This is a genomic window from Candidatus Manganitrophus noduliformans, assembly GCF_012184425.1.
Classification (GTDB): Bacteria; Nitrospirota; Nitrospiria; order SBBL01; family Manganitrophaceae; genus Manganitrophus; species Manganitrophus noduliformans.
On sequence record NZ_VTOW01000009.1, the window covers coordinates 59,019 to 81,724 of the forward strand.

Consider the following 22,706-nt stretch of genomic DNA (forward strand, 5'->3'; position numbering starts at 1 on the left):
GCCCGCGGTATGTGAAACAAGATGAGGACGGGTTGAGGCCCCGATAGATTGAAATGGCTCGATTAGTAAATCTCAAAGAAACCATAAAAATACGGCACGGCATATTAACGTTTCGTCTCGAAGGAAACAAGCCGGTAACAGGGCAGGGCTTACGTGCTGCAATAGCCCGCCTCTGTCCCCATTATCCGCAGTTGGCTCAGCGCACTCTATCGGGAGAATTGATTTATCGCCACCCTCATATCCAATTTAAGACGATGGATGGAATGGGAGTGATCACTGCCCTTGGGGAGGAAGCCGGAATTTTGGTCGAGGTATTTGCCACCCTTCCTGAAATTGTCCTTGGTGGGCGTAGAATTCGGATTGTGGAGAAAAAAATAGAAGTTCAGGATGTGTTATTTGGCCCCACAGATAAAGAATATGAATATGTATTCACCTCTCCTTGGTTTGCGTTGAACCAAGAAAACGAAAAAATCTACTCCACGGCAAATGAAGTGGAAAAACATAAATTGCTGAACAAGGTATTGGCCGGGAACTTTCTGTCAATGGCGAAAGGCTTGGGGTTCTTCCTTGTTCCACATGTTAGAGCAACCGTTCAAGGTCGCTGGTCCGAGTCTCCCTCTCTCTTCAAAGGTGTTCTGATGCGGGGTATTCGATGTCGATTTCAAACTCATTTTCAAATTCCCTTTTTATGGGGAATCGGAAAGTCTTCATCTTCAGGGTGGGGAACCACTATTCCGGCATCGCAGGGAGAAAACAATGTCGCTTGAAAGCGCTTATTTACTTGGCGAGAAAACAGGAGATATAAGAGAAACCCTCCGTCAAAAGGGATGGGACAAGTATCCGATAATTATCCTGAAAATAGACAATACTTTTAAATTTATAGGAATAGAGCAGAAGAGCCCTGGGACAGTTGACGTTCTTCCAACCCGAATTGAAGGACAAGCTGATCCCTATCTTCCAAGTCTGGTTGCTAAGGAGAAGTTAAGGCTTAACAAGAAAGACACTGATGAAAAAAAGAAGGAGAATATCCAAAAATTTCGCCAAGGCATATTAAGAAAGCTTGAGAAACTTAATAGAAGTGCTGAAAGGATGAGAAACAGCCAGACCAACGGTATTATTGAATTTGGTAATGCTGTCTCGGAAATTTTTAAAGCTGAGACTGAGAAGAAAAAGATAGCAGAGGCGATTACCAAATATGCGGAGGGAATAGCCACCCATAATTCAGAGGGTATAAATGGCCTTTTGCTCTGCGTCTCCGTGGACGGGAAACATGCCGAAAACGTTCCGGAAGTGGATGCGTATCTCCAAAATGCAGATCAGAAAGAGAGCAGGGAACACGCCGGGAGAAAGGTGGCGGGACAAGGTCGCTGTGCGTGGTGTGGTAAGAATAGTAGCCTATCCTCTCGAATGAATTATTGGAAACCGGGAAATGTGGACAATCTTTTCAGCGCCCCTTACGGCCGGAAAGAGGATACTTACAAAGTGATCCCAATCTGCCCTGGGTGTCACGATCGTCTCAGGGCGGGGAAGGCGATTCTGGATAAATTCACGAGCCGCCCTCTTGGGGGAAATGTTCGAGTAATTCATGCGCCCCGTGTTCTCCATGGAAGTATCCAACGAAACTTACGCGATGATCTTCAAGAGTTTTGGAAACTATTGAGAGAAGATATCTTGAAATTTGTACAGATTGGAGCTAGTCAGCTTTCTCGCAGAGGAGAAAAGGTATTAAGCCTTCGCGGAGCTTCCACCAATATAGATGACCTTGCAGATATGCTTGAAGGAGAATGTTTGACATTTGACGTAATATGGTTAAGGGCAGAAAAATCATCTGAAACTATTCTTGCGAGGGGATACGATGTTGTTCCAACGTGGCTTCTTCGTTTAGCTGAAATAACGGACTTGGTAAACAACAAAAATAGAAATCCTCAATGGTCTGCCTTTGCCGGTTTGTGTGAAAGGAAGTTTGTTTTGGAAGGAAAACATTTTTGGTCACTATTTCCACCACATAATAAGGGAAAAGAGGCAAAGAAGACCAAAACTAAACCTTTGAAAGTGATAACTCTTCCGTGGCTCGTAGCGGCCGAAGTATTGGAGAAGCGCGTACGACCTTTTCATGAATATCTTCCTGATTTTTTTATTGGGGTTGATGCTTACTGGTGTAGCGCAGAAGAGAAAGAACGAAAAAGAGTGTTTGTCAAAAAGGGAGCAGAAAAGACTAAGATCTTTGAATGGATGTCTCTTTGGCATAAGTTTTCTTTCTATGTTCATCTCTTGCGAAAGGAGACCGAAATTATGGAGCATGTGATCATGAAAAATGAAAGCGGAGGAAGTATTGACGAGGTCTCCTCTGAGACAAATAACCTTCCCCTCGAAGAAAAATATCCTCGTAAAGTAATTAGTGCTGCTGTTCGAGAAGCAGACGAGGCAAAGGTATACAAAACAAGAACAGAAAAAGGAGTTTTTCTTGCTGGTATTGCTCTTGGCATCCTTGCTATCTACCAAGATGAGGATGATAAAACGATGCGGGTTCTCGATTATCCTGGTGATTATCGCCTGGGAGAAACAGAATACAAAGAATTCATGTTGCGTTTTGGCGAAAAGCTAAAAGACTATCTTTATGTGAAAGATTTCAAAGTAAATAAGGGAGACATTATACTGGGCATTTTGAGCGCCTCAACAGAGAGAACCATTGGAGGTTTCGAGAATTTTACACCGCAAATCATCGGCTTTGCGCTTCTCAGTGGAGTTCTTAGAGCCAATCATTATTATTACATGCCAGGAGATAAAACCAAGCAAAAGAAGGGGGTAAAATCATGACCACTAAAGTTTCCAAACCGATAGAACAACCTAAATCTACCGAATCGCCGATCCTTGTGAATTCTTCGGACGTTCTTTTTCTGATGGACGCCACATTGACCAATCCTAATGGGGATCCATATGAGAATATTCCAAGGCGATGCCGCACTGAAAAAGGAGACCTGGGTGAGATCACAGGAGTCTGCCTGGGGCAAACGATACGTGGTTATTTGAAGAATTTGAAAGAAAATGGATCAAAGAGCTATGGAGTTTTTGTTGATCGAGAATCCGCAATAGGCACTTCAGGCGAGGTTTTTGAAAGATTTACTCAGAAGGAGGAAGATTTAAAGAACAAGCCTAATGGAGAACGAACGGACTTTATTTTGAAGCAGTTCTTGGCAAAGTACATTGATGTTCGACTGTTTGGGGCGCTTGTTACCGTAAAAGATAAAGGTGAAACAAAGAAGAAATTAGATGAGCTAAATGTAAAGCTACCTCAAAACAGTATACAGCTTACCGGCCCCATTCAGCTTGGTGCTTTGGGCCAGACGGTGCACCCTATTGTAATTCAGAAAATACCTATCACATCTACGTTCAGATCAAAAGAAGGTGTAAAGGGTGAAGATGAACAGGAACAGGGCACGCGCGGTGAAAAATGGATTGTAAACTATGGTCTTTACCAGTTCACTCCGGTAATTGACGCTACACTGGCAGGAAAAACAAAAATGACTGGAAAGGATAAAGATCTCTTTGTTGAGGCGCTTTGGTGTGGCATTAAAGCACGGGTTAGCGGATCAAAGACGAATCAATTGCCACTTCTCTATTTAGAAGTTGTATACGAGGACGGCATTAAGGGGCGCATCGGAAGGCTATCCGATTTTCCCAGCTACAAACCCGAAAAGGAACCTCAAAACTATCGTGATATCAGTATAGACATGCAAGAACTTATCGACGTCCTGGTTAAGCACAAAAAAGCGATCAAAGAGGTAAGAATTATTGAAGATACAGATCGATTAAAACTGAATATCGCTTCCAAGTTGAAAGAAAAAAAGCTTATCGTAAAAGAAGGTGACTCATTGACTGGAAAGTTTGTCAATGATAGTGACTCAACTCCACCCCCTGGAACTCCGGCACAATGAGAGCGATTGCATTTGATATCTACGGAACCTATGCTCATTTCAAGGCATGGTATATGACAACTTCTCGGACAACATATCCGCTGCCTCCAAGAACCGCATTGGCAGGAATTATAGGCGCTATTATGGGGATAGAGAGGGAGGACCTGCCAACTTGGTGCGCTGTTGGTAACGGTATACGATTTGGTGTTCGCTCCTTGAAACCTATCAAAATGAGGATATTGGTGGTAAAGGGGCTTAGAGGGCCGGCAGTCCTTAGCCTGACTGGAAAGAAAGGGGGTAAACGAGTTGAGGTTAACTGGCTCAAAGACAACTCCCCTCCTCGCATCCCGCTGGAGGTAATTGACCAACCGGAGTATCGTGCTTATGTTCATTTTCCTCAAGATTCTGATTTGAATAAACTCTCCGAAAGAATTCAAGGGAGCCGCCCCCATTTCCGGCCCTATCTTGGAACAGCAAACATGATCGCGTATTTTCGTGAGAAAGTCTTAAATTTCGATATCAAAACGACTGGCCCAGGAACAGGCAAATTGGCAGGATTGGTTCCAAAAGAAACAGCGCAACTGGATGTGCAGGAGCTACGGAGAAATAACGTGCGTCTGACAGAAGTGGTAGCACAAAGCGCCGTAACGGAAAGCTTTGCATTCCACCATGGGGAATTTCTGATGGATATGGGGGCTATCGGGATCCCAGGTCGATTAGCTATGGATTTTAATCATGTCATTGATGATGGGCTAACAATTCCGTTGATATGAAACCAATCTATTCTCATAAACTGGAATCAGGAAAATTTCTCCCTTGGATAGCCCATGCTCAGCGGGTAGCAGATCGCGCTTTGGCAATTGTTCGCTCAAAACAATTTGAGTTCCCGAGTTTTCAACGAGAAGACGTTGAAGATGCTATTTACCTATGCGCTCTATTCCACGATTTCGGAAAAGGCACCCAGTATTTTCAGATTTATCTTAAAACTGCCCATAGGCACGATTTATCTAAAGCTTTTGTGAAAGCGGGTTTAATAGCAAACGAAAGGCTAAAAGACCATTCATTACTATCCGGCTTATGTGCTTTCAAGGTAGCATGTGAGTCATTCTCCAATAAATCTAAAGGAATTAGAGAACAACTAGCGGCATCTATTTTTCTTACATGCGCAAGTCATCACGGATCACTAAAGAGTCAGGGATGGGTAAGTGAGACCTTGACTGATGGCTTTGAAAATACAACTCTGGAAGATCTCGCACGAATGTATGAAACTTTAGATCCGCAAATGTTCGTCCTAAACTTTCCTTCTGTTTCCGGCTCTGGTCGGGGATTTAACGCCCAAGTCTGTGAGCATCTTGACTTTAGAAAAGTCGCCATAGAAGTGCGTAAGACGTTTACAAAGATTGCCAGTACTCGTACAACTTTTGAACTCAATATACTTACGATGTTTCTCTACTCCATTCTGCTGGAATCGGACAAGTTTTGGCTTGTGACTGGAGAGAAGGACAGTTCCATCCTCCCCTACACCCTAGATGAACGATCGGTCGATGTATATCGCACACAAAAATTTTCAAACGTCCCTAAAACGGTTTTGAACGATATGAGGAACATGGCTTACCAAGAAGTAGGCAATACGCTCTCCGCCATCACACCTCAGAAGGTTCAAACAGGAGGCTTCTGGAATTTATCTCTTCCTACGGGTATGGGCAAGACACTCATTCTCGCCGATGCTGGACTAAAAGTCGCTAATCTGATGGTGAAAGCTGGGATGCGGCCTAAGGTTATTGTGGCGCTCCCCTTTTTGTCGGTCATTGAGCAGTCGTACGAGGAGTATGCAAAAATTCTTGGGAGCGACAACATCCTAAAATATCACTCTCTTTCAGATCTGGGTGCAGGGAGCATGGCCGATGGAACGGACAGGGATACGATAAAATTCCATGCCGACATCTGGAACAAACCCTTTATCGTGACTACATTCGATCAGTTGCTCTATGCGTTCCTAAGTGAGAAGAAGGCCTTTGCTTCCAGATTTCACAACCTGTTCAATGCGGTTGTGCTTTTGGACGAAATTCAAGGAGTACCATATAAAGCGTGGACTACTTTTGCTGAGTTTGTGAACCTTCTCTGTAAAATCGGTAAAAGCCATTTTATTATCAGCAGTGCAACATGTCCTGACTTTGAAGTACCAGGAACCGGTCATTTGGTAGAAAACCCGAATCGTTACTATAAGAAACTAAAACGAACGAACCTTTCTATCAAAAAGATTAAGGAGCCTATGGACGAGGATGAACTGCTAAAATTCCTGGACAGTTTACTTGTAGGTCATACGGGCCAATCGCTTTTGGTGATTCTAAATACCGTCCGCTGCGCTCAAAAAATATACGAGGAGTTAACCGAGCGTTATTTAGGAAGGCGTGTCTACAGTTTAACCGCTGCTCTCCTGCCAATTCACCGGGCTGCAATTATCGCGCAGGTTAAGGAGGATATAAAAAATAAAGGAGCACCCATTCTTATCGCTACTCAGACAGTAGAAGCTGGCGTAGATTTGGATTTTGATGCAACCGTGCGTGATATAGCGCCCCTGGATTCTATTATTCAGGCGGCAGGGCGTACCAATAGAAACTGGGGTAATCCTCAAAGAGGGGTGGTCTATCTGGTTTGTGTTAAATCCAACGAGAAATTGCATGCTCATGCTATTTATGGAAGAGATTCAGATGGACATTCTCTGGAAGTGGACGTCACAGTCGATATGCTTGGTCAGTGCAAATCAGATGAGCTTGAAGAAACGAAGTTTCTCAATCTAGTGCAACGTTATTTTAACTGGCTCCATACACGAGCGCAGAAGGATACTGATGCGATGGCTCTTGGGCAAGCGTTAAGAAAACTGAGGTTTGATCTGCAAACAAAAACGATAAAACAAATGCTCCGTGGCGAAGATGAGAAAACGAGGATCTTTCTAATCCATAATCAGGTCAGTATGGAACTTCTAGAACGGGTAAAGGCAGCATGGGAATCAGTTCAGGGTGAAAGATTCAAGATCAATCAATGGGAATTGGAACTCTTGGATGCCCGTGGGGGCCTCGCCGAGAATACACTGGGGCTTTACAGATGGCAGTTCAGGATATTAGATATCAATTACGTTGACTCATCAAGAGAATTATTTCCCTATGTGGATGTTACCGATAATAGACACATTTATGATTTTGATATTGCTGAGTCTGCTGGAATAGGCTTTCGCTATAACCAAAGCCAATCTTCACCCTCACAGATTATTTTTTAAATTAGGTCCATGGCGTGGAGATGACCGGGTTCAAAGGGACCTTCTCGGTGAACTTCGATCTCCCCGACTACATCGGCCTCGGCAAATCGGTGTCGCGGGGGTTTGGGACAATCAAGCGAGCGCAGGCCTCAGAGAGAGCTTTCGAATGAGACGAGAGATCCGGAAAGATTTAGAGAAACAGAACGGTTTGCCTTTTCCTCCCTTTTGGTTGAAGCATTTGAATCTTGTGAAGGAGGAATTCAGGTCAACGGTCTGGCCGGCGACGGCGGAAGAAGGACTCTGCCAGGTATTGGCCTTATCCGGACAGGGATGGAGGCAATTGATGTCGAGTCTCAAAACAGAAAACCCCAAGGCCTCGGCGCACCAGATCGAGGACGCGGCCCATCAACTGTTGTGGCGTTGGGATGAAGCGCGGACAACGATGAGAGCGAATCTCAAAAACCGGAAGACTCGACGTGACAACGGAATGGAGTGAGCGAATTGAGCAGGCGTTGCGCGAACTCATCGTCGGCCTTAAAAAAGAGCGTGTTCGCTATTGCATCGTCGGCGCGCTTGCATTGGGGGCGTGGGGGCAGCCCCGCGCGACGCAAGATCTGGATGTGTTGATGGTTCTGGAGGGAAAAAAGCGTGACCATTTGTTGCAGGCTCTTCAGAACCGCGGTTTTTCACTCGACACCGAATGGGCGGATCACAATCCAATGATCCGCGACAAACATGTGCGGCTTCTCTGGAGTGGAATTCCGGTCGATCTGATGTCGACGAGAGACGACCATGACAAAAACGTGTTGGTGCGGCGTCGCCGGGTGCCATTAGGACCTGTGCCGCTCTGGGTTGCCGGTCCGGAAGATTTAATCCTCCAGAAGCTGAAGGCCGGGCGGCCCAGAGACTTGGAGGATTCCCTCTCTGTGATCGTTCGGCAGGGAAAGCGGTTGAATATGAAGTATCTGAATCGTTGGGCGCGCTCCTTGGGTGTTCATGAAGAATTGACATACCTGATGGAGCATTCATGAACGTGAGAGGCCAATGCAGCTGGTGATCAACTCTTTCGGATCGTACCTTCGCAGAAAAGACAGCAATTTTCTCGTGAAAAATGAAGAGAAGAGCTTCGAAGTCTCGGTGAAGAAGGTCGATTCGATCCTCATCACCACTAGCGCCACCCTCTCCACCGATGCGATCAAGCTGGCGATGGACAACAACATCGATCTGATTTTCTTGGACGATTTCGGAGATCCTTACGGCCGGGTCTGGCACTCGAAGCTCGGGAGCACGACCTTGATCCGCCGGAAGCAATTGGAGTTCGCCCAAGACGAACGCGGCCTTGCTCTGGCGGCGGAGTGGGTGGGAGTGAAATTTTCAAACCAGATCGATTTGTTAAACCGCCTTAAAAACAGTCGTCCCGAAAAAGAAGCGCTCCTCTCGGAATATATCCGTCGTCTCGAAGAAGCAAAGATCAAGATTCAAAATACTGCGGGAACGCTGGAGGAGAAACGGGGGAGATTGATGGGTCTGGAAGGCTCGGCCGGACGGGTCTACTTCGATGCAATCAACTTCGTCATGCCGGACCGATATAAATTCGACGGCCGCTCGCGCCAGCCGGCCAAAGATGAATTTAACTGCCTTCTGAACTATGGTTATGGCGTCCTCTATTCGATGGTCGAAAAGGGCTGTATCATTGCGGGGCTCGATCCGTATATCGGCTTCATTCACACCGACAACTACAATAAAAAATCGCTTGTCTTCGATTTGATCGAAATGTTTCGAATTCTGGCCGATCAGACGGTGATCTATCTCTTTTCGCAAAGAAAGGTAAAACAGGAGTTTTTTGATGCGATCAAAGGAGGCTTCACGCTCAATCCGGGGGGGAAGGCTGCCCTGATCGAATCGTTGAACGAGACCTTCGAAAAGGGGGTTCGTTATCGGGGAAGAAACATCAAGAATCGGGATATCATCCAGTTCGAGTGCCACCATATCGCCAATGAACTGATCAAAGGAGAAGAAGGTGCTGGTCTGGGTCGTCTACGACATACAATCGACGCCGCGCCGGAGCCGGGTGGCGAAGGCGTGCAAGGGGCAGGGGCTTTACCGGGTGCAGAAGAGCGTCTTCCTGGGGACACTCAATCCGAATCAGATGGATGAGCTGGCGATGCGCTGCAACGACCTGATCGACGCGGAGCACGACTCAGTCTATCTCTTTCCCTTCTGCGATGCCGACTTCAAGAAAATTAAACTGGTCGGGCAAGCGTTCGACAAAGAGCTGGTCACGGACGAGATTTTATCGAAGTTCTTTTAGTGAGGTTCACCAGCGGAGCGTTGCGGAACGCGCAAACCTTTTACTCAATTTCTTATGAACGTTGCCGAAACACAGGGAGTCTATATTACCCCATCGGAGGTGATCGAATACCTCTACTGTCCCCGCTTCATTTATTTCATGAACTGCCTTGAGATCTCGCAGCACGAAGATCAGCGCTACAAAGTCTTAAAGGGACGCGAGGTTCATGAGGAGAGAAAGCGGAACAACCCCGACTACGTTCGGAAGAAGCTCGGCTGCGCATCGAGAGAGATGGACGTTTACCTGGCCTCCGATCGATATCACCTCAAAGGAAAAGTCGACGAGGTTCTTTATTTATCCGACGGGACTTTAGCCCCGCTCGACTACAAATATACGGAATATAAAGAAGGGGTCTACCGGACCCACCGGTATCAATCGATTCTGTACGCCCTTCTGATTCAAGATACTTACCAGCGGGAAGTAAAACGCGGATATGTTTGCTATATCCGAAGCAACAGTCTGATCAAGGAAATCCCATATACGGAAAAAGATTTTCAATCGGCCCAAGCCGCGATCGAGGAAATTTTGCGGATTACTCAAAGAGGATATTTCCCCAAAAGAACCCCCCACCGCGTGCGGTGCGTCGATTGTTGCTACAGAAATATTTGCGTTCAATAAGCTTTTTTATCAGACTTATTGATTAATTTAAGAAAAATGTCTTGAGAACCATGTAATAGGTAAAAAACAAAATAGAAAAAACGATGAAACGGGAAAGAAAACTTCATAAAAAGGCCTTTTTCAAAAGAATCAAAAACATTGTTTCAAAAGAGATTTCAGACAAAGTGCGGTTGAAGAGAAGGTTCCACCAAAACAAGGATTGAAACTCAACCCAAGCCTAAAACCAATAGGAGGTAAAAAGTTGAAGAGAAGGTTCCACCAAAACAAGGATTGAAACAGCGAAATGCGATCTGATGCGTTGGCCAATCTGCCTGTTGAAGAGAAGGTTCCACCAAAACAAGGATTGAAACTCAACACCTCCCTTGGGGAGACCTGGGAGGAACAAGTTGAAGAGAAGGTTCCACCAAAACAAGGATTGAAACTCGGCGGCAAGCAGACGATCTAAGGAGGCGGCGTGTTGAAGAGAAGGTTCCACCAAAACAAGGATTGAAACCAAACTGGTGGTGCGCTCAATCTCAGGTGCCGTCCTGTTGAAGAGAAGGTTCCACCAAAACAAGGATTGAAACGTCACCACCAGCTCCACATCCTCGCCCCCCTCCCGAAGTTGAAGAGAAGGTTCCACCAAAACAAGGATTGAAACTTTTCCTCGTCTGTCAATTCCCAGTACGCTTTATCTTGTTGAAGAGAAGGTTCCACCAAAACAAGGATTGAAACTATTAGCAGGGGCAGGGGAAGCAAGGCACGCTAACGGTTGAAGAGAAGGTTCCACCAAAACAAGGATTGAAACTTCCTCGCTTTCGACTACCTCTTGGCAGTAGACATGTTGAAGAGAAGGTTCCACCAAAACAAGGATTGAAACTTTCCGAGTTAGTAGAGTCAGACGGACTGCCGGAAGTTGAAGAGAAGGTTCCACCAAAACAAGGATTGAAACTGCGAGCTAAATCTAGAAGAGGAGGAAGAGGGTCCCGGTTGAAGAGAAGGTTCCACCAAAACAAGGATTGAAACAAGATCAATGCCTTTACGTCCCATCTCCCACCACCAGTTGAAGAGAAGGTTCCACCAAAACAAGGATTGAAACTTGAATGCGTTTCCGCCGTTATGCTCTAGGCTGATTGGTTGAAGAGAAGGTTCCACCAAAACAAGGATTGAAACAATGCAGCTCACCACCCGGTGAATCAGAATGCGCGGGTTGAAGAGAAGGTTCCACCAAAACAAGGATTGAAACAGCGGCGGTGTGGGGGCAAACGATCAGTTCAACGTGTTGAAGAGAAGGTTCCACCAAAACAAGGATTGAAACAACCTAATACCCCTACGGTAACAACTCCGAATGAAATGTTGAAGAGAAGGTTCCACCAAAACAAGGATTGAAACGAATCTGATCCACCTGCCCCGTGCAGCGAAAACAGAGTTGAAGAGAAGGTTCCACCAAAACAAGGATTGAAACGAAACGACGACGTTCCGCCGTTCGATCTCGTCGAGGTTGAAGAGAAGGTTCCACCAAAACAAGGATTGAAACCGATCTGGACAAACCTTGCACCGTGTTCGACCTTCATGTTGAAGAGAAGGTTCCACCAAAACAAGGATTGAAACATCGTGGACGGCGGGACATACTCCCCGCTGCATCCGGTTGAAGAGAAGGTTCCACCAAAACAAGGATTGAAACAAGATCCGATGTGTACGCTCCAGCCGTCGAAGACCCAGTTGAAGAGAAGGTTCCACCAAAACAAGGATTGAAACGATAATTGTCAAAAGCCATCTCTTCAAGAGATTTCTGGTTGAAGAGAAGGTTCCACCAAAACAAGGATTGAAACTCTAACTTCTTCTCAATACTATCTAATGACTCTTGCACAGTTGAAGAGAAGGTTCCACCAAAACAAGGATTGAAACTCCGGTATCGCGGGAAGAAAGCGAAAGAAGATCCGAGGTTGAAGAGAAGGTTCCACCAAAACAAGGATTGAAACGAACCCTCCCTTCGAAAATGGTCAGGATATCGACCAGTTGAAGAGAAGGTTCCACCAAAACAAGGATTGAAACCGATTGGGGAAGATGGAAAAGAGGCGATTCTTCGGGTTGAAGAGAAGGTTCCACCAAAACAAGGATTGAAACCATCCAGCCCTCGTCGTCGGAGAGGAACTTCTTCAGGTTGAAGAGAAGGTTCCACCAAAACAAGGATTGAAACAGCATAAATGCCGGCCGCCCCTCAAAGAGCGGGACGGGTTGAAGAGAAGGTTCCACCAAAACAAGGATTGAAACTTTATGAGCTGTGGTGCCGGCAGGCGGGGAAAGACTGTTGAAGAGAAGGTTCCACCAAAACAAGGATTGAAACTCGACGAGCTGGGGGCCGGTGCTGTGGAGTTCTTCCGGTTGAAGAGAAGGTTCCACCAAAACAAGGATTGAAACGGGCATCCGGACCGGCCTGTCAGATCTGCGGGCTGAAGTTGAAGAGAAGGTTCCACCAAAACAAGGATTGAAACAGATCAAATCCTTTCCACACGAATTCGGCCAATACCAGTTGAAGAGAAGGTTCCACCAAAACAAGGATTGAAACCTACGACATGATCGGATTTCGAGTGTTTGACGGACTGTTGAAGAGAAGGTTCCACCAAAACAAGGATTGAAACCGCGGGATCAAGAGGCACGGCGACCCATCGGAGGGGGGTTGAAGAGAAGGTTCCACCAAAACAAGGATTGAAACATTGCGGAGGGGGGGATCGAAAAAAGCCGAGAGAACAAGTTGAAGAGAAGGTTCCACCAAAACAAGGATTGAAACAGCGATAATACCAGGGAAGCGCGGCAAGGCCCTTGCGTTGAAGAGAAGGTTCCACCAAAACAAGGATTGAAACAGGGTGGCCCGGGTGGATCCGGTAGCCAGTCACAAGTTGAAGAGAAGGTTCCACCAAAACAAGGATTGAAACAGGTGGACTTTCCTTTTGACGCGCCGCTCGGCGGCGGGTTGAAGAGAAGGTTCCACCAAAACAAGGATTGAAACTTTCTCTCCTGCTCTTTCCTCGCTTCCTCCGCTTTTTGTTGAAGAGAAGGTTCCACCAAAACAAGGATTGAAACATAAGGACGGCCAAGAGATAGACCGCCACGGGGTTTTCGTTGAAGAGAAGGTTCCACCAAAACAAGGATTGAAACACTCTGCCGGTATGTCGCCCGAATCAACCCCGTTGAGTTGAAGAGAAGGTTCCACCAAAACAAGGATTGAAACAGCAGGAGTTAGAGCGCACAAAGCGGGAACTGTCAGCAAGTTGAAGAGAAGGTTCCACCAAAACAAGGATTGAAACCGCAACGGTGATTTAGTGCTGATACAACGAACAGATTGTTGAAGAGAAGGTTCCACCAAAACAAGGATTGAAACACTTCCCTCTCCGATCTTGTCAACGCCCGGCTAAACGAGTTGAAGAGAAGGTTCCACCAAAACAAGGATTGAGACTATAATTCGGGCAACCATTTGATGATGTCCGACATCAGTAAGATCCGGATGGAGATACCCTATCCATCTCGGGCGATGCCATCTCCCAAAGAGCAGGGCGGTCAATTCATTACGATTGACGCCGATCTGAAAGACCGTCCTTCCGTGGTTTATCTCCGTTAGAAGTAAAATACAATCTAGCAGGTAGAAAGAAAAGAGCCGGAAATCGCAGAGGCCCTGGGGTCCACGCCACCAGGGCCTTCTTATTTTGTCCGAAGGAGTTGGTTCAGAGGAAAGAGGGCACCCGGTATTCTCTGGCACTTACCGGCTGGCTGATAGACAACATCCGGCCTCTATGAGGATGTAAGCGATGAAACTCAAAGACGATCCTAAACAACTTCCGAACGGTGAAAGAGAGAGCATGCAAGATTTTATTCTTTGCGATAGGCATCGCCTCAAAGAACAGAATCGATTTCTAAGGCAGGGCGATCCTAAGATCCAGAACAGGATCCGAGGACATACTCAGGCTGCCAGAAGGGAGTTCTCCGGTCCGGTACGCCGCCGGGAGCGAATCGCCTTTGCGCGACTGCTGAAGCGTGTTGGGCTTGATCCGGAGGGGCCGTATCCGAAGAATCTCGTCGAAAAATACGGCCCTCGGATACAGATAAGGAGGGACAAAAAGATCTTTAAAAATCCCGTGCATTAACCCTACAGCACGACAAGGAGGTGCCGTGAAAACAACTTCGAAGCATCCGAATAAGTTCATCCCCTTCAGCGATGCGATTGCGGATGGGAAAATGGATCATCTCTGGCATGAGCCGGAATCAATCCTAGATGATCGCGCCTCGCCGACGTATGCCGGTGTCTTGCGGCCGGGGATCAAGGTTCCGCAAAATGACGGCCCGCATCGGCTGTCGGCAGCGGAGATGCAGACTTATCGGCGGATGATGAAAGAGCATCTCTCTCCGAGAGAGATCGAGAAAGCGATCGGAAAGGAGCTTCGGCCTGAAAACGTCGGCTATTTTTCAGTCTATTCATCTGAGTGCAGGACCGATCCGGAGCATGCCGCGCGTATCCGAAAGCTCTACGGCGACGAGACCGGCGAGATCCGGCGGGTTCGGATCACCTTTCCGGAGAATGATTGGTGGGACATTATCCCCCACAAATTGATGGCCTTTCGGGAAAGCGGATTGTACTGCTCCTCCGAGCCGAAGGAGGGCCGACTGATCGCAACCAGAGACATCGGTATGGACGGGCCGCCAGAAGGCGGACCGAGCCGACCGTTCCGCAGAAGGTTAAAGCAATTTCCCTGCGTTCCGGATGAATGTCCAGTGTATCAGAAGAATTATTGCAAGCTCTCCGGACTGCTGCATTTTCTCATTGTGGGGGTCCCCGGAACAGACGTCTGGCGGGTTCCCACAAATTCCTGGCATTCGGTCCGGGGAATTTTGAAGAAGATCACGCGATTCAACAAAGCCCTCTCCCGCAGGGGGCGCGAGCTGGCCGGTATTCCCTTCTGGCTCTCTAAATACAAAGCCTCGGTTTCGATCTGGGATCCGAAAAAGGGGAGACGTCGCCGCGTCGATCAATGGCTTTTCGGAATTGAGGCGCCTGAATTTCCGTTGGCCGATCTGTTGGTAAAACACGCTGGTTTCACCGTCCCGGAGAGTATGGCTCTGCCGATGCTGCCAAGCGCGGCCGCGGCCGATCGCGGCGATCCAAAAGCGGCGGCGCCTACAGGAAGCCAGAATGAAACAAAGGAGGAAACGAAGACAGAAACATCGCCTGAGACATCCGCCGCGGAGCGTCCTCGCTTCGATCCGCAGCCGCAGGAAATCCGCAGCCAGGAATCCAAGCCGGTAAAGCCAGAGAGTCTTCCTTCTCTTGTTTCGGACGGAGCGACGCCGGCCATTTCAGAGGAGGCCACCATCACCGGATTGCGAGAGAAGATCCAGAAGGAGGTGGAGCCGAAAGGATCGGTTCCGATGGAGGTCATCATGCTCTGTTCAGAACGGTTTCGGAAACACCGCCTCAGCGAACTGACCCTCGGAGAGCTGCAGCAGCTCGACCGCTCGATCGAGGATTATAAACGCTCCCCCTGGGCACATTGTCGCCGCTGTTCTTCGCTGCTTTATCCCGAGGCCAAAAGCGAGGCGAGCGAGGCGATCGGCCATGATCCAAATACGCTCTGCCGGGAGTGCCGGAAAAGCGAATCTTCACGCTCCACACTTCCGCCGATGCTCACGGTGGAGAGAAAGCCGGCCGGACAGATCCAAGGGGCCGGCTTCTAGGCAAAAGGAAGATCATCTTGAGAGGCTCCGGGGCGTTTCCCGGGGCCTCTTTTTTTTGGAGGCATCGATGCAGGAGTCATTGGAGAGCGTTAAATCGATTCCGATCCAGCAGGTGGCGCGCCGCCTGGGATTGGAAGTGATCGGCCAGAGCGCGCGCTGCTTCTCGCATAAGCCCGATCGGAATCCCTCCCTTCGGTTGAACCTCAACACCAATCGTTATCACTGCTATGTCTGCCGCGGCATCTACGGGTCCGTGATCGACCTGGTCATGCAGGTGCTCGGGTGCGATTTCAAAGAAGCCGTCAGCTATCTTCGCGGGGAGCGCCAGCCGCTTCCCCCGGCTCGGCCGCGCCGATCGGAAGCGGAGAGACCGGTCCTCTCTGCCGAGAGAAAGGGGGAACTTCTGGAGGCGTTTATGAAGTTCGCCCCAATGCAGGAGGAAGGAATGGATTATCTTCGTTCCCGGGGTTTGAAGACGGAAATCATCGAACAGATGAAGATCGGCTATCTTCGTCCCGGTCAGTACGCGAGCGCCTCCTGGGCGTTAAGCCGGCGATATGGCTTTCATTCGCTTAAGTCCGCGGGACTCACCAATTTCTATCTTTTCGAAAAACAGAAGCTCCCGATTCTTCTTTTTCCTTACCGGGTCGGAGGAGCGGTTCAACTGATTCAGGCGCGCTGCCTGCTCACCAAAGCGCAAGCGGAAGCCCGTCAGATTAAGCGCTTTGCTGCCACCGGATGGGCCACCTTCTTTTACAACCACGACGAAATCGGGAAGGCTTCCATTCTCTTTCTCTGCGAAGGTGAAATAGACACACTGACCCTGCTTCAGCTCGGCTTCTCGGCGATCGGCAGCCCTGGAAGCTGGGGCTTTAACGAGGCGTGGCTTAATCTCTTCATCGGGAAAACGGTGGTTCTCTGTCTGGATGCCGATCCGGCGGGAGAGAAAGCGGCCGCATGGCTTTCGGAGGAATTCCGGAGCCGGAACGTCCTCTCTCTGAAACTCTATCTGCCCGTGGGATCCGATATCAACGAACATGTGCGAAAGGGGGGATACCTTGGAATCACTCAATCCGGAGCAACTCAATCCTGAACAGAAGGAGGCGGTCCTCTTCCGGGGAGGACCGCTTCTTATTCTTGCGGGACCCGGAACAGGAAAGACACACACGATCGCCAATCGTATCGCGGCGCTGATTCATGAAGGCGAGGACCCGGAAAAGATCCTCGCGATCACTTTTACGAATAAAGGCGCCCAGGAGATGCGGGATCGGATTCTCGCATTGACCGGTAAGCGGCTCACTTGGATTCGCACGATTCACGGAACCTGTGCGCAGATCTTGCGCCTCCATATCCATAAACTGCCAGGGTATTCGGAGGGGTTTACAATTGCCTCGACGGAGCAGGCAAACAAAATCCTCAAAGAAGCGATCCATGGACTCAATATCAACGAAACAGCCGTCGATTTGGCCGATCTCTCCCGCAAGGCCGCTCGCGTTAAGGCGCAAGAGAATCCCGGCGAGGCGCTCGTTCGTGAAGGAGGGGACTTCGTTCGGATCTTTAACGCCTATCAGGAGCGAATGCGGACTCTGGGGTGCATCGACTTCAACGATTTGGTCTATCTGACGCTTCGCCTTTTCAATGAGGATGCAGGAACATTAAGCGAGGTCCGCAGCCTCTGGCGTCATCTTATCGTGGATGAGATCCAGGATTGTGACTTCGCGCAATATACGCTGATCTCGCTGCTCGGAAAGGAGCGCGGCATCGCGGTGGTCGGCGATGACGACCAATCGATCTACTCTTTCCGATCAGCGACCCCTGAAGTGCTGCGTCGCTTCGTCGATGATTTCTCCCCGGAGGTCATCACCTTGCGGGAGAGTTTTCGTCTACCCAAAGCGGTCATCGCCGCGGCAAACAACTTAATCAAAAACAATCGGAGCCGTTTTCAGAAGGAGATCTATTCCGTCCGCAAGGTAGAGGGGGCCCTCGCCGTGCTGGGATTCGGATCGGAAGTGGAAGAGGCCGATTTCGTGGCGCGGGAGATTCAGGCGCTTGTGCGATCGGATACCCCGTTAGAACAGATCGCCATTCTCGCCCGCCGTCATGTCCAGCTTGCGACGGTGGAAACCGCGCTCAAGCGGTTGAAGATACCCTGCAGAAAGACGGGTGATCGCTCCTTCTACGAAATCAGGGAGGTCCGAGACATGCTGGCCCTTATGACGGCGGTCGCCCTTCCGGAGAACACCCCGGCATTAGAGCGGGTTCTGAAACTGGAGCCAGGGATCACGTCCCGCCTTGTCGATGTGTTGGAGGATCTTGCCGAGCGGGAGGAGGTGAGCCTCTATCATGCGGCCGAGATGGCCGTCGACAATGGTTATGTCGATGGAGAAGCGCGGGACGCCCTGCTTCGGCTATTGGCGCGCCTGGACCGGCTCCGTAGCAGGATCTCCGATCTTTGTATTTCCGATTTGATGCGAGCGGCGTCGGTCGAATTTCGGTATACACAATATCTACAGAAAATCTGTCGAAGCAAGGAGGATATCGATAAACGGATCGGTCATCTCAGGGAGCTGGCACAGATGGCCGACCAATTTGAGTTAAACGCGGGACCCAATGTGGTCAATTTCATCAACGAGATGGCGATCGCCGCGATTCTGGGAGGATCTCCCAAAGAGAAAGAAGGCGCTCGCCTCATCACCCTGCATGGGGCAAAAGGGTTGGAATTCCGGGTCGTCTTCGTCGTCGGTGTACTGCAGGGGACCCTTCCTCACGTCAGAGGAACGGTGGAGGAGGAGCGCCGGTTGATGTATGTCGGTATCGTGCGACGTGAAGTCGCTTAAATATCTGTCTCAACAGAGCATCGGATGAGACCTGCTGTTTCACCAGCAGTAGCCTATCGGGATATGCAGCAGTAGCAATGCCGCTGTGTAAAGCTCCCGAGACAATGTAGCCTCAGCCGCGAGGTTGGTGTTGAACCCGTGAGGGGAGAACATTTCTGCCAGCGCCAAGGCGGAAGGGAACTAGGCTTGAGTGGTACGACCAACAGATGTGAACTTCCGATAAACGCCGTAACGTACGAGGAGCCAAAGGTGCTGATAGGCTCTAACCAAAATGGTATGTAGCTGGAATATAGGTTCATACCTCCTATATCGTGGACAGACAAGCTACCGGTGAATAGGAAGGGTCTAACCCACTCTGGTATTTAAGCGGAACACGGTAAACCCGTATTCCTCCCGAAAGGGAAAGCAAACCGCAAGGTAAGCCGATGGGGATGCGGGTAGAGGAAAGCGGAGGAAGCGAAGGCTACTCTGTAATGGAGTAGATAGGGATTGAGCGAAAGCGACATCATCTCACGCGAAAGCGGGCAGACTTCCGTATGGTCTTTCTTTACAAGAGAGTTTGACGAACCTTCTTTAAGGAGGAAAGCAAGATGAGCACAATTCAAATTGTGTCTGCGCCTCCTTACCAGGAGGTGACTTGGCATCAGATCAATTGGGCCAAGTGTCACCGAACGGTCAGGAGGCTGCAAGCGCGTATTGTAAAGGCAACACAGGAGAACAGGCGCCACGATGCGAAAACTTTGGAGCGCCTGCTCACCCGCTCGTTCGCCGGTAAAGCAATCGCTGTCAGACGAGTGACTGAAAATCCTGGCAAACATACCCCTGGGGTCGATGGCAAAACATGGTCTACCCCAGAAAGCAAGTCTGCCGCGATATTGTCTCTTAGTCGGCGTGGTTACAAGCCACTCCCTTTAAGGCGGGTTTACATCCCGAAGAGCAACAACAAGATGCGACCGCTGGGGATTCCGACGATGAAGGATCGGGCCATGCAAGCGCTTTATCTCCTGGCCCTAGAACCGGTCTCGGAAACCACAGCGGATCTGAACTCCTATGGATTCAGACCTGAAAGGTCCACGGCGGACGCCATCGCCCAATGTTTCATTGCATTGGGTAAAACGAAAAGCCCACAGTGGATACTCGAAGGCGATATCCGAGGTTGCTTTGACAATATCAACCATGACTGGCTGGTTACCCATATCCCAATGGATAAGGTGATCCTCCGGAAATGGCTCAAGGCGGGATTCATCGACAAGCAAACCCTTTATCCGACCGAGGCTGGAACACCACAGGGAGGTGTTATCTCTCCCGTCTTGGCCAACATGACACTGGATGGACTGGAAAGAGAACTGGCAAAACGGTTCAAGAGAACGGAGCGAATGCAACGCGTCCATCAAGTGAACATGGTCCGATATGCAGATGACTTCATCATCACCGCTAAATCAAAAGAACTGTTAGAGGATGAGGTCAAACCGCTGGTGGAAAAATTTCTCATGACCAGGGGCCTGGAACTCTCAAAAGAAAAGACCAGGATTACACATATCGAGGAAGGGTTTGATTTCCTCGGGCAAAACGTACGCAAGTACAAGGATAAACTCCTTATCATGCCATCCAGGAAAAATATCAAGGCATTCTTGGATAAAGTCCGAGGAATCGTGAAGGGAAACATGACGATAAAACAAGAAGGCTTGATAGATTTCCTAAACCCGGTCATTAGGGGATGGGCGAACTATCACAAGCATATCGTCGCCAAGAAAACCTTCCAGTCGGTGGATCATCAAATTCACAAACTTCTATGGCGATGGGTAAAGCGCCGACATCCAAACAAGGGAGCCCGCTGGATTAAGGAAAAGTATTTCACCAAAGTTGGCAACCGAGAATGGATGTTTTCTCTCAAAAGAATTCAACAGGATACAGGAGAAACGCTGCCGGTAAGACTTCTCTTTAAGGCAACCAGTGTAAAAATCTCGCGGCATATCAAAGTCAGAGCTGAAGCAAACCCCTTTGATCCAAAATGGGAAACCTACTTTGAAAAACGTTTAGATATCAAAATGGTGGGAGACCTAGGAGGGAGAAGGAAGCTGCTTTATCTCTGGAAAGAACAGGATGGAATCTGTCCCATCTGCCACGAGAAGATTACAAGCTTAACTCAATGGAACTGCCATCATCTGGTTGAACGCGCAAAGGGGGGATTAAATAAACTCAACAATATGATCCTGTTGCATCCTAATTGCCATAGACAAGCACACAGCCAAGGATTGAAAGTGGTGAAGCCGGCTCCTCAAAAGGGGCTTTGAAAGGCTTGAGCCGGATGAGGGGAAACTCTCATGTCCGGTTCTTAGGGGAGGAGGCGGTGGCAACATTGCCTCCTTACCCGACACGCGGGCGAAAGAGCGGGTCTATATCAGTCATGCCCGATATGTCCAAAATGAGGTCCGTGAGCCATCCTTCTTCATACACGAGCTGGGGAGAATTCCGAAAACGAGGGGAGGGGGATGGTAGTCACGGGAAAGGCGGGAGCAGAGGAGGGCTGGCTAATGGCCAGCCCTCTTTGTTTCAGCAAATGGCAAGGCAATAAAAGAGTGCAAGGTAGGAACACCGAGGAGGCGGAGCCTATCGATCGACTTTGGAAGGGCAGGAGGGAGCGAGCTAAAACGGGACGCTTGTCTGGCGGGAACGTACTATATGGCCCCTACGCATGGGAAGAAATCACGAGGCCGCGCAGGGCAGAGAAGGTTTCTATGGGTGGAAGCAGGACGGGGAGGGCTTCTGCGTCGGATGCAGCTTTCTGCCGTTGTATGTCCAGTCGATTACGTCGCCGATAGGGGTATGCGGGCTCCTTCGGGCGGCCTTTGGTCAGCGGGAGGAACGCCACACCCCGGCGCGACGGCGCGGGGCGAGCAGGGACGATTGTCAGATTTTGACAATTACTGCCATTTTCTATATAGTAGGATTAAGTCAGTGAATTGAAAAAAGCAATATATCGAGAGGGGTCTGCCATGAGCATGAATATTAATCTCACGCCGCAATTAGAACAGATGGTCCGGGAAAAGGTCGCCTCAGGCCTTTACACTTCAGCAAGTGAAGTTGTCCGGGAAGCGCTGCGACTGATGGAAGAGAAAGACCGGCTGAGGGCGGCAAAGCTTGAGCAACTGCGCGAGGCCATCCAAGAGGGGTTGAACAGCGGCCCTGCTACCCCTTTTGACATCGAGGAAGTGAAGCGGGAGGGGCGGAAGAGACTCGCCGCGCGAACCAAGAAACCTGGGGCCTAGATGCCGGTCATCGACAAGCTTCCCCTCGCCCTCGCTGACCTGAGCGAAATTTGGAGCTACATTGCAGAGGACAATGCAGCCAAGGCCGATGATCTCTTGCAGCTCATCGAGGCCAAATTCAACATGCTTGCCGAGCAGCCAATGATGGGCCGCCTGCGGGATGAGTTGGCCCCAAAGCTGCGAAGCTTCCCGGTCGGCCGGTATGTGATTTTTTACGAAGTAATACCAAAAGGGATTGTCGTGGTGCGTGTTCTGCATGCCGCGATGGATGTGGGAGCGCACTTCGAGGAGGAGTAGAAACTCTTCTCCAATTTAAGACTGATTGAAGGTGGCCCAATTCGGTTGGGGCCAGCGCACTTTTCCGGAGCCGCGGGGTCGGTTTAGCAACGACGGTATCAAATTTGACCGCCAACGTCGGCGCACAATTAGCTCTGAATGCATTGGGAAGCGCCGGCATATGGTTGGACTTGGAAATGCTATTGGTATGACTGTGGAGAACTCCGGTCCGCTTCTGCAATGAAAGGAGTTATGAATTCTGGAGAGAAACACGCCAAAATCTAAGGTAAAACTTTTTATCGTAAGCCTAATTTGCAAGTACTACGATTTAATCTGACAATATGGTAAGGTCTTTGGATCTCATCCCGAGAGTGGGAGAAAGGAGTCAAGGACATGAGTAAGGATCAAAAGATCATCAAGACGAAGGTGGGATTACTGGAGCTGGCCAAGCAGTTAGGGAATGTCTCACAGGCCTGTAAG

General features: G+C 49.1%; 17 protein-coding genes, 1 pseudogene and 1 CRISPR repeat array. All 18 genes and pseudogenes read left to right on the forward strand.

From position 1 onward, the window contains the following. Positions 1–53: 53 nt before the first annotated feature. Positions 54–767 carry a CRISPR-associated endonuclease Cas6 gene (locus MNODULE_RS23410; protein ID WP_168063621.1) on the forward strand — a complete coding sequence of 238 codons (714 nt, stop codon included), beginning with the start codon at positions 54–56 and terminating at the stop codon, positions 765–767. Further along, entirely contained in the window at positions 757–2,817 is a 2,061-nt protein-coding gene (locus tag MNODULE_RS23415; RefSeq protein WP_168063622.1) for a TM1802 family CRISPR-associated protein, read from the forward strand. Before MNODULE_RS23410 ends, MNODULE_RS23415 begins: the two co-directional genes overlap by 11 nt. Beyond that, positions 2,814–3,935, forward strand: coding sequence for a CRISPR-associated protein (locus MNODULE_RS23420; RefSeq protein ID WP_168063623.1), 1,122 nt, complete (start codon positions 2,814–2,816; stop codon positions 3,933–3,935). Before MNODULE_RS23415 ends, MNODULE_RS23420 begins: the two co-directional genes overlap by 4 nt. After that, entirely contained in the window at positions 3,932–4,687 is a 756-nt protein-coding gene (cas5, locus tag MNODULE_RS23425) for a CRISPR-associated protein Cas5 (protein WP_168063624.1), read from the forward strand. The genes MNODULE_RS23420 and cas5 overlap by 4 nt, the downstream gene beginning before the upstream one ends. Then, positions 4,684–7,191 carry a CRISPR-associated helicase Cas3' gene (cas3, locus tag MNODULE_RS23430; RefSeq protein ID WP_168063625.1) on the forward strand — a complete coding sequence of 836 codons (2,508 nt, stop codon included), beginning with the start codon at positions 4,684–4,686 and terminating at the stop codon, positions 7,189–7,191. Before cas5 ends, cas3 begins: the two co-directional genes overlap by 4 nt. A 14-nt stretch (positions 7,192–7,205) precedes the next feature. Next, positions 7,206–7,340: pseudogene (locus MNODULE_RS25600) on the forward strand (CRISPR-associated endonuclease Cas6); the annotation flags it as partial. 173 nt (positions 7,341–7,513) lie between these two features. Continuing rightward, complete coding sequence (locus tag MNODULE_RS23440; protein WP_168063627.1) at positions 7,514–7,666, forward strand: hypothetical protein; 153 nt, start codon at positions 7,514–7,516, stop codon at positions 7,664–7,666. After that, positions 7,647–8,201, forward strand: a complete 555-nt coding sequence (locus MNODULE_RS23445) for a DUF6036 family nucleotidyltransferase (protein WP_168063628.1) — start codon at positions 7,647–7,649, stop codon at positions 8,199–8,201. Before MNODULE_RS23440 ends, MNODULE_RS23445 begins: the two co-directional genes overlap by 20 nt. 13 nt (positions 8,202–8,214) lie before the next feature. Continuing rightward, entirely contained in the window at positions 8,215–9,327 is a 1,113-nt protein-coding gene (gene cas1 / locus MNODULE_RS23450) for a CRISPR-associated endonuclease Cas1 (RefSeq protein ID WP_202882335.1), read from the forward strand. Then, a complete protein-coding gene (gene cas2, locus MNODULE_RS23455; protein WP_422666775.1) occupies positions 9,215–9,481 on the forward strand; it encodes a CRISPR-associated endonuclease Cas2 in 267 nt (88 codons plus the stop codon). The genes cas1 and cas2 overlap by 113 nt, the downstream gene beginning before the upstream one ends. Before the next feature lie 54 nt (positions 9,482–9,535). Continuing rightward, positions 9,536–10,138: a CRISPR-associated protein Cas4 gene (gene cas4 / locus MNODULE_RS23460; protein ID WP_168063630.1), complete on the forward strand. Its 603-nt coding sequence runs from the start codon at positions 9,536–9,538 to the stop codon at positions 10,136–10,138. Between the two features lie 169 nt (positions 10,139–10,307). After that, positions 10,308–13,574: a CRISPR direct-repeat array (repeat unit 37 nt; unit sequence GTTGAAGAGAAGGTTCCACCAAAACAAGGATTGAAAC). Positions 13,575–13,923: 349 nt separating this feature from the next. Continuing rightward, positions 13,924–14,259 (forward strand): hypothetical protein, encoded by a 336-nt coding sequence (locus MNODULE_RS23465; RefSeq protein WP_168063631.1) that lies wholly within the window; start codon positions 13,924–13,926, stop codon positions 14,257–14,259. A gap of 25 nt (positions 14,260–14,284) precedes the next feature. Continuing rightward, complete coding sequence (locus MNODULE_RS23470; RefSeq protein WP_168063632.1) at positions 14,285–15,844, forward strand: recombination directionality factor; 1,560 nt, start codon at positions 14,285–14,287, stop codon at positions 15,842–15,844. 67 nt (positions 15,845–15,911) lie between these two features. Continuing rightward, complete coding sequence (locus MNODULE_RS23475; protein ID WP_168063633.1) at positions 15,912–16,937, forward strand: toprim domain-containing protein; 1,026 nt, start codon at positions 15,912–15,914, stop codon at positions 16,935–16,937. Beyond that, entirely contained in the window at positions 16,903–18,681 is a 1,779-nt protein-coding gene (locus tag MNODULE_RS23480; protein ID WP_168063634.1) for an ATP-dependent helicase, read from the forward strand. Before MNODULE_RS23475 ends, MNODULE_RS23480 begins: the two co-directional genes overlap by 35 nt. A 590-nt stretch (positions 18,682–19,271) precedes the next feature. Next, positions 19,272–20,975, forward strand: a complete 1,704-nt coding sequence (gene ltrA / locus MNODULE_RS23490) for a group II intron reverse transcriptase/maturase (protein WP_168063635.1) — start codon at positions 19,272–19,274, stop codon at positions 20,973–20,975. A 702-nt stretch (positions 20,976–21,677) separates the two neighbouring features. Then, a complete protein-coding gene (locus tag MNODULE_RS23495) occupies positions 21,678–21,950 on the forward strand; it encodes a type II toxin-antitoxin system ParD family antitoxin (RefSeq protein ID WP_168063636.1) in 273 nt (90 codons plus the stop codon). Further along, positions 21,951–22,247, forward strand: a complete 297-nt coding sequence (locus tag MNODULE_RS23500) for a type II toxin-antitoxin system RelE/ParE family toxin (RefSeq protein ID WP_168063637.1) — start codon at positions 21,951–21,953, stop codon at positions 22,245–22,247. It begins immediately after the preceding gene. Positions 22,248–22,706: the final 459 nt, after the last annotated feature.

Bases quoted from the DNA above. Each gene is read 5' to 3' on its own strand.
- MNODULE_RS23415 (WP_168063622.1), top strand. From the start codon at position 757: ATGTCGCTTGAAAGCGCTTATTTACTTGGCGAGAAAACAGGAGATATA.
- MNODULE_RS23410 (WP_168063621.1), top strand. From the start codon at position 54: ATGGCTCGATTAGTAAATCTCAAAGAAACCATAAAAATACGGCACGGC.
- cas5 (WP_168063624.1), top strand. From the start codon at position 3,932: ATGAGAGCGATTGCATTTGATATCTACGGAACCTATGCTCATTTCAAG.
- MNODULE_RS23465 (WP_168063631.1), top strand. From the start codon at position 13,924: ATGAAACTCAAAGACGATCCTAAACAACTTCCGAACGGTGAAAGAGAG.
- cas3 (WP_168063625.1), top strand. From the start codon at position 4,684: ATGAAACCAATCTATTCTCATAAACTGGAATCAGGAAAATTTCTCCCT.
- cas1 (WP_202882335.1), top strand. From the start codon at position 8,215: ATGCAGCTGGTGATCAACTCTTTCGGATCGTACCTTCGCAGAAAAGAC.
- MNODULE_RS23420 (WP_168063623.1), top strand. From the start codon at position 2,814: ATGACCACTAAAGTTTCCAAACCGATAGAACAACCTAAATCTACCGAA.
- ltrA (WP_168063635.1), top strand. From the start codon at position 19,272: ATGAGCACAATTCAAATTGTGTCTGCGCCTCCTTACCAGGAGGTGACT.
- MNODULE_RS23495 (WP_168063636.1), top strand. From the start codon at position 21,678: ATGAGCATGAATATTAATCTCACGCCGCAATTAGAACAGATGGTCCGG.
- MNODULE_RS23440 (WP_168063627.1), top strand. From the start codon at position 7,514: ATGTCGAGTCTCAAAACAGAAAACCCCAAGGCCTCGGCGCACCAGATC.
- MNODULE_RS23500 (WP_168063637.1), top strand. From the start codon at position 21,951: ATGCCGGTCATCGACAAGCTTCCCCTCGCCCTCGCTGACCTGAGCGAA.
- MNODULE_RS23475 (WP_168063633.1), top strand. From the start codon at position 15,912: ATGCAGGAGTCATTGGAGAGCGTTAAATCGATTCCGATCCAGCAGGTG.
- cas4 (WP_168063630.1), top strand. From the start codon at position 9,536: ATGAACGTTGCCGAAACACAGGGAGTCTATATTACCCCATCGGAGGTG.